Here is a 15,217-nt window from a genome sequence, read left to right as displayed (position 1 = left end):
CGAATGGCGCAGGATATTGTCATGGTGGTTGGTCTGGGAAACCCCGGCGCTGACTACGAGAATACCCGCCATAACGCCGGCGCTCTCTTCGTCGAAGCTCTGGCCCGCGCTGCGGGCCAGACGCTCCGCCCCGAAAAGAAGTACCACGGGCTCTACGCCCGCATTCAGTGGCAGGGCCTCGACCTGCACCTCCTGAATCCCACCACCTTTATGAATCGCAGCGGCCTGGCCATCAAGGCGCTGGCAGACTTCTTCAAGATTCAGCCCCAACAGATTCTGATTGCCCACGACGAACTCGATCTGCCCCCGGGTACCGCCAAGCTCAAGAAAGGCGGCGGCCACGGTGGACATAACGGCCTTCGCGACACCATCGCCCACCTGGGCACCAACGATTTTCAGAGACTGCGCATCGGAATCGGGCACCCCGGCGACAGCCGCAGGGTAACCGGCTACGTGCTCGGCCGCCTGGGCAAACAGGAGACCGAGGAACTGAACGCAGTGATCGACGAAATCATGCGGGTATTACCGGATGCAGCCAGCGGCAAGCTTCCCGCCGCCATGAATCGCCTGCACAGTTTCAAACCGGTATAATCCGCCCAAATTTTCCAGTACCAGCAGAGGCATTCCATGGGATTTAACTGCGGCATCGTCGGCCTTCCCAACGTCGGCAAATCCACCCTGTTCAACGCACTGACCAAATCCGGCATTGGCGCAGAGAACTTCCCGTTCTGCACCATCGAACCCAACGCTGGTGTTGTCGCCATGCCCGACCCGCGCCTCAACAAACTTGCCGAGATCGTTAAGCCGGAAAAGGTGGTGGCAACCACCATGGAGTTCGTGGATATCGCAGGCCTTGTAGAAGGTGCTTCGAAAGGCGAGGGCCTGGGCAACCAGTTTCTGGCCAATATCCGCCAGACCGACGCCATTGCCCATGTGGTGCGCTGCTTCGAGGACGACAACGTCATTCACGTTGCCAACAAGATTGATCCGGCTTCTGATATAGAAATCATTAACACCGAACTGGCTCTCGCCGATCTGGAAACCGTTGAAAAAGCCATCAAGCGGGTTCAGCGCGTGGCCAAGAGCGGTGACAAGGAAGCGAAAGCTCAGCTCGAAATCTTTGAAAAGCTGCTGCCGGTGCTGAACGAGGGCAAACCGGTGCGCAGCATGAACCTCGACAAGGACCAGATGGCCCTGATCCGAGAGCTCTGCCTGCTGACCGTGAAGCCGACCATGTACATTGCCAACGTCAGCGAAGACGGGTTCCAGAACAACCCGCATCTGGACACCGTGCGACAGATCGCTGAGTCGGAAAATGCCGCGCTTGTGCCCATCTGCAACAAGATAGAGGCAGAAATCTCCGAACTGGAAGACGATGAAAAATCGATGTTCCTGGAAGAAATGGGCATGGAAGAGCCAGGCCTGGATCGGGTAATTCGCGGGGGCTATGGCCTGCTGGGCCTGCAGACCTACTTTACCGCCGGGGTGAAAGAAGTCCGTGCCTGGACCGTAAAAATCGGCGCCACAGCGCCTCAGGCCGCCGGCGTGATCCACACCGACTTCGAACGCGGGTTCATCCGGGCAGAAGTGGTGAGCTACGACGATTTCGTTCAGTACAACGGCGAAGCCGGGGCCAAGGATGCCGGAAAATGGCGCCTGGAAGGCAAGGAATACATCGTGAAAGACGGCGACGTTATCCACTTCCGCTTCAACGTGTAATTTTTCAGGAAAAACTGGGCCCTAAGCCTTGACAGAAAGAGCCCAAATACTGAAAATACGCGCCTCGTTTGGGGCGATGCCCAAAGCGAAATGGCAAGGTAGCTCAGTTGGTTAGAGCACAGCACTCATAATGCTGGGGTCGGCGGTTCGACTCCGCCCCTTGCTACCAAGATTCAAAGGGTTGCGACGCGAGTCGTGACCCTTTTTTGTTGGATCTCCCCTTTTTGTCCCCTGCCCCAGAGCGCTGTAATCTTATTGAGGGTTGGCAAATTCACTGACGCCAGGTCCGTCTTCTGGATCTCGCTGTCTCCCGTGAATATCCCAGGCACCATGATTTTTCTCGCCAATCAAGCGGCAGGTTCTGATTGCATCCCTGAAATCTTCCGTGAGACGGCTGTCTTTTACTCTATGAGAGATGTACATGGACAAATCTATCCAGGCGGCTGTCCGTTCATAATAATGCCCCGGATAGTCATCGATATACAGGTCCATCATGATCCGCGGCAGAACCACGACATCCACGCGACCGAGCCGAAGCATTTCGACCGCCTGCGCCCAATCAGAGACATCAGTTACGCGAGGGCTATCACCTTTTAAAAGCTGTAAACCAGCAAATTTGCGGACAAATCCAAACCTGAGCCCCGTCATGGTTTCTAGCGGCGGCAAATCCTGAGCCATGAGATACACATATTCTAATCGGAACAGCGAACCGCCAAAGTCCGCATACTTGTCCCTTTCTGCCGTTTGAATCAAGGGCAATCCAACCGAAATACCACCCTTTTCCAGTTGGCGAAGTATCTGGGCCAAAGGCATATTAATGAACCTGAAATCGCCGCCTACGCGGCTAAAGACACAACGATAATAAGGCGCAAAACGACCCACGAGCTTTCCATTTTCTACAGAAATTTCGCGTTCTATATCGGCAAAGACTCCAACAAAATGGTGGCGTTTTGACTCGGCAGACAGAGATAGAGAGAAAAGCAGAAGCAAAAAGAAATGCAGAAGCTTGAGCCATACGAGCCTTTGCATGCCTCACCCCCCCAATCGTGCGAATGCAGTAACAGATACTAATCCACAGCTTCAAACGCTCTTTTCATAGTAGCTGTCGTATCGGCACTGCGCTCATCGTTTCCTTGCCAACCGGATTACGCAATGCGTGCAACGGAACGTCAGAGCGACGAGAATCGTGACCCTTTTTAATTGGTTAACTTCAAATTGACTGGATCATGGTCAATTTCCCAGATCCCGACGTCTAGCAGGGATATTCCAGCCGCCCTGATTTTGCTCTGCAATAAACCGACATTTTCTGATTGCCTTTCTGAGATCTTCCGTCAAATCACTATCATCCGCGCGATGTGAAATATACATCGAAAGGTCCACCCAAGCTGCAGTCCGAGCATAGTAGGGGCGGTCGAACCCCTTCATATACAAATCTATTAGCACCCAGGGTAGAACAACGACGTCCACACGACCGCGCTTGAGCATCTCGACAGCCTGGCTCCAATCAGAAACGGGGATTACGAGAGGGTCAGCACCTCTAAGGAGCTTAGCTCCAACGAACTGCCGGACAAATGCGAACCTGAGGCCACTGAGACTGTTGAGAGGTGGTAAGTCCTGGAGCAAAAGATAGACGTACTCTGTCTGGAACAATAGCCCGCCAAAATCCGCGTATTCATCCCGCTCAGCCGTCTGCACCATCGGCAACCCAGCGGAAATACCACCTTTCTGCAAGCGGTAAAGCATTTGTGCCAACGGCATTTCAACGAATTGGAAATCGCTATCTACCCGGCTGAAAACACATTGATAATAGGGTGCAAATCGCCCTGTTAGCTCGCCATTTTCAACAGCTCTTTCCCGATCGATACCTTCGAAAACCCCAATTACATGGGGGGGCCTTGAGTCAGCAAGTACCGATAGGGACAACTGCGATAGCCAAACCAGCAGGAGGAGCTTGGGTGAAGTGGGCCAATCCATGATTCTCACCTCCAAAGCACGCGGGTCCGTTAGGTGCTTTTCGATTGCATTGCGTATCAAAGAGGCCGCCATTCTTTTGGTAGCCTTACTGCTGATACGCACAATAATAGTGATCGCGCCACAAAATTGCCCATTTTTTGATCACTTTTTCTTCTTCTGCCCCACTTGAACCGACTTTGACAGTTCCTCATTTGGAACTTCTATACACCGCCCGCATTCACTTACACGTCCGGACAGTGAACGCAGAGCTGAAGGCTTTCGTAGAGTACTAGCCATGAGATCAACCAAAGATAGAGTTCGCCAGGCCATCTCCTTCGAAGTGATCGGCCTCCTGCTGTCCGTTCCCCTCGCTGCCGTTACGTTCGGTTTCGATATGGGCAGAACTGGCGTTCTGGGTGTGGTTGGCGCCACCATCGCGACAATCTGGAACTACCTGTTTAACCTGGGATTCGATCACGGCCTGAAGCACTTCACGGGCTCAACCCAGAAATCCCTGCGGGTTCGTTTCCTGCACGCGGTGAGTTTCGAGCTGGGTCTGATGCTGTTTTTCCTGCCGATTATTGCCTGGTGGATGGGCATCGGTCTTCTTGAGGCGCTGATCGTGGATATCGCGTTCGTAGTCTTCTATCTGGTGTATGCGTTCGTATTCACCTGGAGTTACGACACCATATTTCCTGACACGGATGCCAAGAAATCCAACGCCACCTAAACAAACTTTGACAATCCCGGGGGCAGTAGTCGGATAGAATAGAGGCTTCACCCGAATGCGTTTTAAGGCTGTATCGCATTATGAAATCCCGCCACGCGCTCACCGTGTTCCTGGCCGTTGTTCTGGTTCCCATTGCCCTTGGGTTCGCCGGCGCGAGCGTGAAGGCGGCCATCCTGTCGATCAGTGTTTTCTGGGTCTGCCTGGGGATATTCTTCTACCCATCCATCAGTGACTATCTCAGGTCTGCAAGGAGGGAGCGGGACGATCCTCTAAAGACAAACTCTGTGGCATACTCACGGGCTGAAACCCATAAAGAACAACACACCAGCAAGGACCGTTGACATGAAACCGGAAACCCTAGCGCTGCACGCAGGCTTCAAAAGCGATCCCACTACCCGGGCCGCTACCACCCCGATCTACCAGACCACGTCCTACACCTTCGATGACACCCAGCACGGTGCCGATCTGTTTGACCTGAAGGTTCAGGGCAACATCTACACCCGTATCATGAACCCGACCAACGCGGTTCTCGAAGAGCGGATGGCAGAACTGGAAGGCGGTGTTGGCGCCCTGGCCGTGGCCTCTGGCATGGCGGCCATCACCTATGCGCTGCAGACCATCTGCAAGGTGGGTAACAACATCGTCAGCACCAGTCAGCTATACGGCGGCACCTACAACCTGTTCGCGCACTCGCTGCCGAACCAGGGCATTGAGTGCAAGATGGTTCGCCATGACGATTTCGATGCCGTGGAAAAGGCTATTGATGAGAACACACGCGCCCTGTTCTGCGAGTCCATCGGCAACCCGGCAGGCAACGTGGTCGATATCCAACGCTGGGCCGAAATTGCGCACAAACACGGCATCCCGCTGATGGTGGACAACACGGTTGCCACGCCGTTCCTGTGCCGCCCGATCGAGCACGGCGCCGATATCGTGATTCACTCGCTCACCAAGTACATCGGTGGCCACGGCACCACCGTCGCAGGCGTTGTCGTGGATTCCGGAAAGTTCGACTGGAAAGCCAGTGCTGACAAGTTCCCGATGCTGAACGAACCGGATCCGTCCTACCACGGCGTGGTCTACACAGACGCCCTGGGCCCTGCTGCCTTCATCGGCCGCTGCCGAGTGGTTCCTCTGCGCAACACCGGTGCCGCCCTTGCTCCGTTCAATGCGTTCCTGATCATGCAGGGTCTGGAAACCCTGGCGCTGCGCATGGAACGTCATTGCGAGAACGCCGAGAAAGTCGCGAACTTCCTGCAGGAGCACCCGTCTGTTGAATGGGTCAACTACGCGACCCTGGCCAACAGCCCGTACAAGGCGACCTGCGAGAAGATTTCCGGCGGGAAAGCGTCCGGCATCCTGAGCTTCGGCATCAAGGGTGGCCGGGAAGCCGGGGCAAAGTTCATCGATGCCCTGGAATTGATCCTGCGTCTGGTGAACATCGGTGACGCCAAGTCCCTGGCCTGCCACCCGGCGACCACCACCCACCGCCAGCTCAACCCGGAAGAGCTGAAGAGCGCCGGTGTGAGCGAGGATCTGGTGCGGCTGTCCATCGGTATCGAGCATGTCGACGACATCATTGCCGACATTACCCAGGCCCTGGACAAAGCCCAGGCCTGATAGCGGTCAACCGGGTACGACCAATGTCGTGCCCGGCACCCTCGTGATTGCCCCTATCTGTCTTGTAACTCCCCCGCCAGGCCATTACTCTTTAGTGTTCCCCATGCCCGAATCGAGAGTCCGGTTGCAATGAGCGAAAGCGCAAAAACCCGCATTACCAGTGGTTCCAAATTCCGCAACGAGCATGGCTTCTCGGCCATCAAGGATGGCGTCAAGCGGTCATCGAAGCAGGAAGCCACAACAGCGGAAAAGCGAGAGCCGAAGCCCAAATGGCTCCGGGCACGCATGCCCGGGGGCGAGCGCTATGAGGCGGTGCGCAAGAACGTCAGTGAGCACCGATTGAGCACCGTTTGCCAGGAATCTCATTGCCCCAATATCGGTGAGTGCTGGACCGCCGGCACGGCCACCATCATGGTGATGGGGTCTGTGTGTACCCGGGCCTGCAAATTCTGCGCGGTGGACACCGGCAACCCGAAAGGCTGGCTCGATCATGAAGAGCCCGAAAACACGGCCAAGTCCGTAGAGCTGATGGGCCTTCGTTATATTGTGCTTACCTCGGTAGACCGTGATGACCTGGACGACGGCGGCGCTGCCCACTATGCCGCTTGTGTCTCTGCCATCAAACAGCGCACGCCGGAAGTCGCCGTTGAGGCGCTGACGCCGGATTTTGATGCGGTGATGGCGGACGTTGAGAAGGTGGTGGATTCCGGGCTGGATGTCTTTGCCCAGAACGTGGAAACCGTCAAGCGGCTGACCAGTCGGGTTCGTGATCCGCGTGCCGGGTATGAAAAAACCCTCCGGGTCCTGGAGCACGCCAAGAAGCACCGTCCGGACGTGCTTACCAAGACCAGCCTGATGCTGGGGCTCGGCGAAACCGAAGAGGAAATCCTGGAAACCATGGACGATCTGCGCGCCATCGGTGTGGATATCCTGACTCTGGGCCAGTACCTGCGCCCTACTCCGAACCACTTGCCGGTAGAACGCTACGTCACCCCCGAAGAGTTCAACCGTTACCGGGAAATCGGCCTGGAGAAGGGCTTCATGGAAGTGCCATCCGGCCCCATGGTCCGCTCCAGCTACCGGGCTGACAAAGTCTTCGATAAAAACAATCTGGGTCTCGCGGTGCCCGAGGTTCCCCAAGCCTCCAATGCCATGCAGATTCCGGTGAAGGCCATCGACTGAGAACATACATGCTGACAATGCTGCGAAATGCCCGGCTGAAGTACAAATTCTGGTTGCTGAACATTGTCGTTTTTGCAGTTCTCTGCTTGCTCGTTCTCTATGCCATGAACACGATTGCCGGGCAGACCGGCCGGACGTTCAACGAGGTCTTCGCTGATACGGCACCCGGCTTCGCGCTGGTTGTGGCAATACTTATGGTGCTCGAGATGGCCGGATCCCAGCTGCTGATCTCGTTTATCGAACGCCACGTGAACCGCCTGAAAAACACCATGGTCGACGTTCAGGCTTCGGGCAATCTTAGCCAGCGGGCGGTGGTGGATTCCACCGACGAAATCGGCGAGATGGCCAGCGCCTTCAACGCCATGCAGGACCGCACCGTGGGCGTGGTCCGAAGCATGAAGGAAGCCATCGAACGGCTGCACCGGGAAGTTGAGGAACTGACCGCGGCCGCCGAAGCCCGTCGTGATGACCTCGGTCGCCAACAACAGGGCGCCGACCGGTCCGCGGAAGTCATCGAAACCATGCTGCAGAGCTTCACCGGCATCGCCGAACAGGCCGGAATTGCCAAGACTCTCTCCCACGAGGCGAGCGATGCCGCTCGCGACGGCAGCACCCGTGTCGGACAGAGCGCCGACAGCATCCGCAAGCTTGCCGATGTGGTGCGCAATTCCGCCAGCAGCGTCGAAGCCCTGGCCGAAAACAGCCATGAAATCAGCCACGCCATCACCGAAATCCGGGGCATTGCCGAGCAGACCAATTTGTTGGCCTTGAACGCGGCCATCGAGGCGGCCCGCGCTGGCGAACAGGGCCGAGGGTTTGCTGTCGTGGCTGATGAAGTCCGTAAACTGGCCCAACGGGTCCAGGACTCCACCGATCAGATTCAGGGCACGATCGATCGGCTTCTAAGCGCCATTAACACCGCCGTAAATCAGATGACCGGAAGTTCCGAGGATGCCACCCGCTGCGTCGAGGAATCCGAGGAAGGCCGCCGAGCCCTGGAAGCCATCAACGAGGTGGTCAGCCGGATCGATCATACCAACCAGGAAATCGCCAACGTCTCGGCAGACCAGACCGCCGGCACCGACGATGTGCTGGCTAACGTTCAAGGCATTCGCGAGACCACCCAGAACATGGTGACCCAGCTTGCCGAGAGCGCGGATATGAGCCGCCGCCTGAAAAAGCTGATCGATTCCCTGGAAGAAGCCTCGTCAAAGGTCACGGTTCACTGAGGTTTATGGCACACTCTGCACTCGTTTGAACTGGCAGAGTAGTTGTTCATGAATCGTCTTCGCGCCCTGTATGACCGCCTGATTTTTCCGCATCCCGTTATTATCCTTGCGGCTTTCGGCCTCCTTCTAGCCATCGCCGCTATCAAATTCGGCGAATTCCGCCTCGATGCTTCCGCCGAATCCCTGGTACTGGAAAACGACCGGTCCCTCGAACAATACCGCCAGGTAAACCGCCGCTTCACCACCTCGGACGATTTCCTGATCGTCACCTATACCCCCGAAGGTGAACTGTTCTCCGAAGATGGGCTGGCCAGACTGGGCGCGTTGAGGGATGAACTGCAAGGCCTGGAAGCCGTAGGCTCCACCAACAGCATCCTGAACGTACCCCTGCTCCACAGCCCGGATCTGACGCTGGATACCGTGGACAGCGAGATCAAGACCCTGGACGACCACGATGTAACGCCGGACACAGCCCGCCAGGCGCTTCTGAACAATCCGCTCTACCCCAACCTGCTGATCAGCGAAGACGGGCGAACCACTGCCATACAGGTCAACCTGCCCACGCCGGATCGCTATTTTGAACTGCTGAGAAAACGCAACGATCTGAGAGACAAGGCCGATGCCGGCGAAGCCTCCGAGGCCGAGTTGGCCGAACTGGAACGGGTAAAACAGGATTTCATCGACTTTACCGAAACCCTCGGGGTCGAGCGCGATGCCACCATCCGCACGGTTCGCTCCATTCTCGACACCTACCGCGACGGCGCGGACATCCACCTGGGCGGGGTGCCCATGATTGTGGCGGACATGATCCGCTTCATCGAAAACGACCTGTCGACCTTCGGGCTTGGCGTCCTGGCTTTTCTGCTGCTCACTTTGGCCATCATTTTCCGGCAATGGCGCTGGGTTCTGGTGCCGCTGTTGTGCTGCAGCTTTACCGTCTGGCTGATGATCGGCTTTCTGGGCTGGGCCCAGTGGCCGGTTACGGTCATCTCCTCCAACTTTATCTCCCTGCTGCTGATCATGACCCTGTCGCTCACTATCCACTTGATCGTGCGCTACCGGGAATTCCAGCACGATGATCGTGAGGCCAGCCCGAGAGAGACCCTGCGCAACACCGTGATGGCGATGATCAAGCCCTGCTTCTACATGGCCATCACCACCATCGTCGCCTTCGGCTCCCTCACCTTCAGCGGCATTCGCCCGGTCATCGACTTTGGCTGGATGATGACCCTGGGCCTTGCAGTGGCCTTCCTGATTACCTTTATCATCTTCCCGGCACTTCTGACCCTGTTGCCCCCGCCACTGGACAGCCGGGTCACCTCTGACCGGATCCCCTTCACCGATGCCTTTGCCCGGTTCACCGAACACTTCGGCAAGACGGTACTGGTCGGATCCGGCGTGATTGCGGTGCTCTGCGTTATCGGCCTGAGCAAGTTGACGGTGGAAAACAGCTTCATCGACTATTTCAAATCCTCCACCGAAATCCATCAGGGCATGGTCACCATCGACAACCGCCTGGGCGGCACCACGCCCCTGGACGTGGTTATCACCGACGATCCGCCACCGGAAGGCGCGAGCGGCGGCGACCCGTTTGCCAGTGACTGCGACCCGTTCGTGGAAGACTGCGGTGCCGGAGAGGAATACCGCGATACCTGGTACACCTACCAGAAAATGGAACAACTGGAAGCGGTTCACGACTACCTGGACGGACTACCGGAAACCGGCAAGGTGCTCTCGATCAACACCACGCTGGATATCCTCGCCCAAATCAACCAGGGCGAGCCCCTGGACGCCCTGGAACTGGCGTTTGTACCCGCTGCGGTTCCGGATGACCTGCAGGGTACCCTGCTGACACCCTACATCTCGGAGGAGCACGACCAGGCCCGATTCAGCATCCGGATCCTGGAAACCATGCCGGAACTGCGTCGACAGGAGCTCTTGAACCGCATCCATGAACATCTGACAACGGAACTGGGATACTCGAAAGATCAGGTACTCTTTGCCGGCATGACCGTGATGTACAACAACATGCTGCAAAGCCTGTTCGATTCTCAGATCAAGACCATCGGCGTGGTCTTCGCGGCCATCATGGTGATGTTCCTGATCCTGTTCCGCTCCCTGAAACTGGCCCTGATCGGCATCGCCCCGAACCTCATCGCCGCCGGCTCAGTGCTCGGCCTGATGGGCTGGCTGGGCATTCCCCTGGATATGATGACCATCACCGTCGCCGCCATCACCGTCGGCATCGCCGTGGACGACACCATCCACTACATCCACCGGTTCAAAACCGAGTTCCATAAAGACGGCGACTACATTGCCACCATGCACCGCTGCCACCGAAGCATCGGCCAGGCCATGTTCTTCACGTCGCTGACCATCATCTCCGGGTTCTCGATACTGGTGCTGTCCAACTTCATCCCGACCATCTACTTCGGGTTGTTTACGGGGTTTGCCATGTTCATGGCTCTGGTTGGGGCTCTTACCTTGCTTCCCCGGCTGATTGTTCTGGTTAAGCCCTTTGGCTTGGGTGGGGCTTCTTCGGGCTTGGGCTCCTAGCCTTCTGGTTTCGGGGGTGGCTCGGCGGGTGTGGGCCTTTGCCAGAACCGCTACGAGCACATCCATGTGCGCTTGACGTCGGCCATCCTTGGCCGCCGACATTCTGTCAAAGGCCCACACCCGCCAAGCTTCGGAATCAAGAGATATTGGAAACAAACAACGCCACCAACTTTCAGGTCTGCCGGCTGTTCGTCTGATATCACTGTGAATTTTATAGAACAGCGGTGTTGGCCCCTCCCAAAAATGTCTGTGGCCAAGGATGGTCACAGCCAAGCGCACATGGATGTGCTCGTAGCGTTTTTTGGGAGGGGCCAACACCGCTGTTCCTCCCACAAAATCAGCAGGCTAGGCCCACAAAAAAAGGGCCACACCCGAAAGCGTGGCCCTTCTCCAACAAAGTCAGAGGGAAGTCAGGATTACTGCATGCCCTGACCTTGCCCCTGCTGCATCTGTTGTTGCATCTGACGACGCTGCTGCATTTGCTGTTGCATCTGCTGCATACGCTTATCCAGCTCGTCGCGCTGCTCCTGGGTAAAAACGCTGTCGACCTTCGCCTGCATCAGAGTGGACAGAGCAGCGATCTCGCCGGTCACATCACCCAGTTCTTTGGCCTGCTCGCGGATAGCGGATTCATCAAAGTCTGATTTGATCTCACCCTGCATCTGCTGCTGCAGTGCACGGGCTTCCTGGCGGAGTTCGCCGATTTCGCCCTGCATCTCGTCGATGATGGCACGGATTTCAGTTTGCTGGTCATCGGTCAGCCCCACCATCTGTGCCAGTTGATCAACCTGATCCGGCTGGCCACCGGATTGCTGGGCCACGGCCGGAACCGAGAGGCTAAGGGCTACCAGGGCAGTACCGAACAGTTTTACAAGCTTCATAAACGTCTCCGTTAACAGGGTGGCCACAATCTGAATACCACCGACATACATTGGTTTCATCGTTCAGGGACTACACCCTAAAACATACGGATACGGTTTTTCACCCCGATCAGCCCTCTTTTTGTACATACTTCTCAGTATCCTGCGCCAAAAGCCGCCACACACGCGGATTCAAACAAATGTGAAAGTTTGGTCATTCCCCTTCATAATGGCGCCGTTTAACCACATCCGGAGCAGACAAGATGGCCATTAACTGGTTTCCAGGGCATATGCACAAGGCCCGCAAGGAGATCAAAAAAGTCATGCCGCAGATGGATCTCATCATCGAAGTGGTTGACGCGCGTATTCCTTTCAGTAGCGAAAACCCGCTCGTGCCGGCCCTTCGTGGTGATACGCCACTGATCAAGGTATTGAACAAGCGCGACCTGGCGGATCCAGAAATTACCGAGCAGTGGTTAGCCTGGCTCGAGAAAGAACATGGGGTTCGCGCCATCACGCTTACCCACAACCAGCGCAATGAGGCACTGTCCATCCTCAAGCTGGCGGAAGAGATGACGCCCGGTCACGATCGCCAGAAGAGCGCATTGCGGGTGATGATCCTGGGCATTCCGAACGTCGGCAAGTCCACCCTGATCAACACACTGGCGGGACGACCTGCGGCCAAAACCGGGAACGAGCCGGCCGTGACCAGGGCCCAGCAGGCCATCAAGCTGCCTAATAACATTCTGCTCTACGACACCCCCGGCTTTCTCTGGCCTAAGCTGTCCCCCGAAGCCTGCGGTTACCGTCTGGCGGTTACCGGGGCGATTCGAAGCGCGGTGCTGGATTTTGAGGATGTCGCCATGTTCGAGGCCGAGTACCTGCTGGAAGCCTACCCGGAGCTTGTGCGGGCCCGCTACGGCTTTGAGGAACTGCCGAGAGATGCCCTGGCGCTGATGGATGGCATTGCCGCGAAACGCCGATTTTTCGGGCGGGGCGGCGTTCCGGACCTGCACAAGGTCTCGGAGGTACTTCTCAACGAATTCCGGTCGGGCAAGCTGGGACGCATTTCCCTGGAAACCCCGGAAATGGTCGAACGCGAAGCCCGGGCCGCCGAGGAGGCGGCAGACTGAGCGCCTCCTGAGCTCCCCTTACCAAGGTCAAATATCGTATCCGGGCCAAAGCGCCTAGACTGTCAAATTATGTTATTGATCGCAGGATCGGCCATTTCGGCCGGTCGGAAAGGAGGAACTTATGAGACGCGTCGTCGTCACCGGCATGGGCATTGTGTCCTGCCTCGGAAACTCACTGGACGAGGTCACCCAGAGCCTGAAGAATGGAAAATCAGGCATCCGCTTCAACGAAACCTATAAGGAAATGGGCTTCCGGAGCCAGATTGCAGGCTCGGTGGATGTGGACACATCCGTTATCGACCGCAAAATCCGCCGGTTCATGGGCCCATCCGCCATGTACAGTTTTCTGTCCATGGAGCAGGCCATCGCCCAGGCGGGGCTGACCGAAGACCTGATCTCCAACGACCGCACCGGCCTGATCGCCGGCTCCGGCGGCGCTTCCTGCTCAAGCCAGGTGGAAGCCACCGACATCATGCGCGAGAAAGGCGTGAAGCGCATCGGGCCCTATATGGTCCCCCGCATCATGACCAGCACGGTGTCCGCCTGCCTCGCCACCGCCTACAAGATCCGTGGCGTGAACTACTCCATGTCCTCGGCCTGTGCCACCAGCGCCCACTGCATCGGCCACGCCATGGAACAGATCCAGGCTGGCAAGCAGGACATCGTGTTCGCCGGCGGCGGTGAAGAAGAGGACTGGAGCCTGACCATGATGTTCGATGCCATGGGGGCGCTGTCCACCAAATACAACGATGCCCCTGAAACGGCTTCCCGCCCCTTCGATGCCGGCCGTGACGGTTTCGTGATTGCCGGCGGTGGCGGCATGATGGTGCTGGAAGAACTGGAACACGCGAAGAAACGCGGCGCCAACATTATTGCCGAGCTGACCGGCTACGGCGCCACCTCGGACGGCTATGACATGGTTGCGCCGTCGGGCGAAGGTGCCCAGCGCTGTATGAAGCAGGCGATGGCCACCATCCGGGGCAAGATTGACTACATCAATGCCCACGGCACCAGCACCCCGGTTGGCGACGTTGCCGAGATGGGCGCGGTGCGGGCCACTTTCGGTTCCGACATCCCGGCCATTTCCTCAACCAAATCACTCTCTGGTCATTCGCTCGGCGCTGCCGGTGTTCAGGAGGCCATCTACTCGCTGCTGATGCTGCAGAACGGGTTCATTGCCGGCACCAAGAACCTGAACAATCCGGACGAGAAAATCAGCGATATTCCGCTTGTAGGCCCTGAAGGTCGGGAAGCCTCGCTGAACACCGTGATGTCCAACAGTTTCGGATTCGGCGGAACCAACGCGTCCCTGGTATTCGAGAAGCTCTGAAACCGCGATGCATAAGGGCCTGCGGGCCCTTATTTTTTAAAAATATATTCTAAGATCATCCAGCTTGATTATTGGCAAAGACGGCCATCCGTATTAAGGTACATAGTTGACATGGATCAAATCGGACGGATTATCACGTATGGCTCAAGCAATTCCGTTTCGTCAGGCATCTCCCCTCAAGGCGTCCTGCCACCAGTGCAGTCTGAGCAACCTGTGCCTGCCCCTGGCAATTGAAGAGAATGACCTCGACCGGCTGGAAGACATTGTCCAGCAGGGGCGGATCTTCAACCGTGGTGAACACATCTTCGACCAGAGCACGCCCTACCGCTCCTGTTTTGCGGTAAAAAGCGGCTCCATAAAGACGTCGATCATTACCGAGAATGGCGAGGAACAGGTGACGGGCTTTTTCATGCCCGGAGAGCTGGTAGGCCTGGACAGCATTGGCAGTGAACATTATGCGTGCACCGCCAAGGCTCTGGAACGGACCAGCGTGTGTGAGTTCCCGATGGAGAAACTGGAGGAGCTGACCGGCAAACTGCCCGAGTTGCAGCACCACATGTATCACCTGATGAGCCAGGAGATCCAGAACAGCCATCAACTGGCCATGCTGCTGAGCAAGAACACCGCTGAAGAGCGCATTGCTGCACTGCTCTTGTCGCTGTCCAGCCGATTCCAGCGCCGCCGTATGTCGCCGACCAACTTCAGTCTGCCCATGGCTCGGAACGACATCGCAAACTTCCTGGGCCTCGCCGTTGAAACGGTAAGCCGGGTATTCACGCGCTTTCAGAATCAGGGCATCATCAAGGCCCGGGGCCGGGAAGTCGAACTTCTGGATATCGAAGCCCTGCAAATGGTCAGCCGGGAATTCTCCCGCCAGTGCAATAACTGAGAAACTGCGTTTTGCC

Annotated in this window: 14 protein-coding genes and 1 tRNA gene; 12 read left to right on the top strand and 3 right to left on the bottom strand. The window is 57.0% G+C overall.

The window, feature by feature from the left end:
- Nucleotides 1-3: 3 nt before the first annotated feature.
- The 3 genes from pth (at nt 4) to AC5JQH_RS15170 (ending at nt 1,888) form a co-directional block, all read left to right on the top strand.
- The gene (pth, locus tag AC5JQH_RS15180) at nt 4-591 is read left to right on the top strand and encodes an aminoacyl-tRNA hydrolase (protein ID WP_008176350.1); all 588 of its coding nucleotides are present in this window, start codon (nt 4-6) and stop codon (nt 589-591) included.
- Nucleotides 592-627: 36 nt separating this feature from the next.
- Nucleotides 628-1,719 carry a redox-regulated ATPase YchF gene (gene ychF / locus AC5JQH_RS15175; RefSeq protein ID WP_008176351.1) on the top strand — a complete coding sequence of 364 codons (1,092 nt, stop codon included), beginning with the start codon at nt 628-630 and terminating at the stop codon, nt 1,717-1,719.
- A gap of 92 nt (nt 1,720-1,811) precedes the next feature.
- Nucleotides 1,812-1,888 (top strand) — tRNA-Met (locus AC5JQH_RS15170).
- A gap of 83 nt (nt 1,889-1,971) precedes the next feature.
- Here the strand turns inward: AC5JQH_RS15170 and AC5JQH_RS15165 are convergent.
- Together AC5JQH_RS15165 and AC5JQH_RS15160 are read right to left on the bottom strand one after the other, a co-directional pair.
- Nucleotides 1,972-2,748 carry a substrate-binding periplasmic protein gene (locus tag AC5JQH_RS15165; protein WP_008176352.1) on the bottom strand — a complete coding sequence of 259 codons (777 nt, stop codon included), beginning with the start codon at nt 2,746-2,748 and terminating at the stop codon, nt 1,972-1,974.
- Nucleotides 2,749-2,949: 201 nt separating this feature from the next.
- Nucleotides 2,950-3,693, bottom strand: a complete 744-nt coding sequence (locus tag AC5JQH_RS15160; RefSeq protein ID WP_493805733.1) for a type 2 periplasmic-binding domain-containing protein — start codon at nt 3,691-3,693, stop codon at nt 2,950-2,952.
- 274 nt (nt 3,694-3,967) lie between these two features.
- On the opposite strand from AC5JQH_RS15160, the gene AC5JQH_RS15155 reads away from it, so the two are divergent.
- From AC5JQH_RS15155 to AC5JQH_RS15130, 6 genes are all read left to right on the top strand, one after another.
- A complete protein-coding gene (locus AC5JQH_RS15155) occupies nt 3,968-4,402 on the top strand; it encodes a PACE efflux transporter (RefSeq protein WP_493791999.1) in 435 nt (144 codons plus the stop codon).
- An 80-nt stretch (nt 4,403-4,482) separates the two neighbouring features.
- The gene (locus AC5JQH_RS15150; RefSeq protein ID WP_008176354.1) at nt 4,483-4,743 is read left to right on the top strand and encodes a hypothetical protein; all 261 of its coding nucleotides are present in this window, start codon (nt 4,483-4,485) and stop codon (nt 4,741-4,743) included.
- Nucleotide 4,744: 1 nt separating this feature from the next.
- Entirely contained in the window at nt 4,745-6,022 is a 1,278-nt protein-coding gene (locus tag AC5JQH_RS15145) for an O-acetylhomoserine aminocarboxypropyltransferase/cysteine synthase family protein (RefSeq protein WP_008176355.1), read from the top strand.
- A gap of 129 nt (nt 6,023-6,151) precedes the next feature.
- The gene (gene lipA, locus AC5JQH_RS15140) at nt 6,152-7,204 is read left to right on the top strand and encodes a lipoyl synthase (protein ID WP_014576159.1); all 1,053 of its coding nucleotides are present in this window, start codon (nt 6,152-6,154) and stop codon (nt 7,202-7,204) included.
- An 8-nt stretch (nt 7,205-7,212) separates the two neighbouring features.
- The gene (locus AC5JQH_RS15135) at nt 7,213-8,433 is read left to right on the top strand and encodes a methyl-accepting chemotaxis protein (RefSeq protein ID WP_493805732.1); all 1,221 of its coding nucleotides are present in this window, start codon (nt 7,213-7,215) and stop codon (nt 8,431-8,433) included.
- A 48-nt stretch (nt 8,434-8,481) separates the two neighbouring features.
- Nucleotides 8,482-10,989 carry an efflux RND transporter permease subunit gene (locus AC5JQH_RS15130; RefSeq protein WP_493805731.1) on the top strand — a complete coding sequence of 836 codons (2,508 nt, stop codon included), beginning with the start codon at nt 8,482-8,484 and terminating at the stop codon, nt 10,987-10,989.
- A 416-nt stretch (nt 10,990-11,405) separates the two neighbouring features.
- Here the strand turns inward: AC5JQH_RS15130 and AC5JQH_RS15125 are convergent, their stop codons facing one another.
- On the bottom strand, nt 11,406-11,870 hold the full coding sequence (locus AC5JQH_RS15125) for a Spy/CpxP family protein refolding chaperone (RefSeq protein WP_227497878.1): 465 nt from the start codon (nt 11,868-11,870) through the stop codon (nt 11,406-11,408).
- A 242-nt stretch (nt 11,871-12,112) separates the two neighbouring features.
- Here AC5JQH_RS15125 and ylqF point away from each other — a divergent pair, with 242 nt between their 5' ends.
- The 3 genes from ylqF (at nt 12,113) to fnr (ending at nt 15,201) form a co-directional block, all read left to right on the top strand.
- Complete coding sequence (gene ylqF, locus AC5JQH_RS15120) at nt 12,113-12,982, top strand: ribosome biogenesis GTPase YlqF (protein ID WP_491713740.1); 870 nt, start codon at nt 12,113-12,115, stop codon at nt 12,980-12,982.
- Nucleotides 12,983-13,103: 121 nt separating this feature from the next.
- Complete coding sequence (gene fabB / locus AC5JQH_RS15115; RefSeq protein WP_008176366.1) at nt 13,104-14,312, top strand: beta-ketoacyl-ACP synthase I; 1,209 nt, start codon at nt 13,104-13,106, stop codon at nt 14,310-14,312.
- A gap of 139 nt (nt 14,313-14,451) precedes the next feature.
- Nucleotides 14,452-15,201: a fumarate/nitrate reduction transcriptional regulator Fnr gene (gene fnr / locus AC5JQH_RS15110; protein WP_014576153.1), complete on the top strand. Its 750-nt coding sequence runs from the start codon at nt 14,452-14,454 to the stop codon at nt 15,199-15,201.
- Nucleotides 15,202-15,217: the final 16 nt, after the last annotated feature.

Source organism: Marinobacter sp. H13 (genome assembly GCF_059072335.1).
The sequence above is the reverse complement of the archived record's forward strand: the minus strand, read 5'-3'. Positions and strand labels throughout refer to the sequence as shown.

Excerpts from the sequence above, each read along its gene's own strand:
- pth (WP_008176350.1), top strand. The coding sequence starts at position 4 with ATGGCGCAGGATATTGTCATGGTGGTTGGTCTGGGAAACCCCGGCGCT.
- ychF (WP_008176351.1), top strand. The coding sequence starts at position 628 with ATGGGATTTAACTGCGGCATCGTCGGCCTTCCCAACGTCGGCAAATCC.
- AC5JQH_RS15165 (WP_008176352.1), bottom strand. The coding sequence starts at position 2,748 with ATGCAAAGGCTCGTATGGCTCAAGCTTCTGCATTTCTTTTTGCTTCTG.
- AC5JQH_RS15160 (WP_493805733.1), bottom strand. The coding sequence starts at position 3,693 with ATGGATTGGCCCACTTCACCCAAGCTCCTCCTGCTGGTTTGGCTATCG.
- AC5JQH_RS15155 (WP_493791999.1), top strand. The coding sequence starts at position 3,968 with ATGAGATCAACCAAAGATAGAGTTCGCCAGGCCATCTCCTTCGAAGTG.
- AC5JQH_RS15150 (WP_008176354.1), top strand. The coding sequence starts at position 4,483 with ATGAAATCCCGCCACGCGCTCACCGTGTTCCTGGCCGTTGTTCTGGTT.
- AC5JQH_RS15145 (WP_008176355.1), top strand. The coding sequence starts at position 4,745 with ATGAAACCGGAAACCCTAGCGCTGCACGCAGGCTTCAAAAGCGATCCC.
- lipA (WP_014576159.1), top strand. The coding sequence starts at position 6,152 with ATGAGCGAAAGCGCAAAAACCCGCATTACCAGTGGTTCCAAATTCCGC.
- AC5JQH_RS15135 (WP_493805732.1), top strand. The coding sequence starts at position 7,213 with ATGCTGACAATGCTGCGAAATGCCCGGCTGAAGTACAAATTCTGGTTG.
- AC5JQH_RS15130 (WP_493805731.1), top strand. The coding sequence starts at position 8,482 with ATGAATCGTCTTCGCGCCCTGTATGACCGCCTGATTTTTCCGCATCCC.
- AC5JQH_RS15125 (WP_227497878.1), bottom strand. The coding sequence starts at position 11,870 with ATGAAGCTTGTAAAACTGTTCGGTACTGCCCTGGTAGCCCTTAGCCTC.
- ylqF (WP_491713740.1), top strand. The coding sequence starts at position 12,113 with ATGGCCATTAACTGGTTTCCAGGGCATATGCACAAGGCCCGCAAGGAG.
- fabB (WP_008176366.1), top strand. The coding sequence starts at position 13,104 with ATGAGACGCGTCGTCGTCACCGGCATGGGCATTGTGTCCTGCCTCGGA.
- fnr (WP_014576153.1), top strand. The coding sequence starts at position 14,452 with ATGGCTCAAGCAATTCCGTTTCGTCAGGCATCTCCCCTCAAGGCGTCC.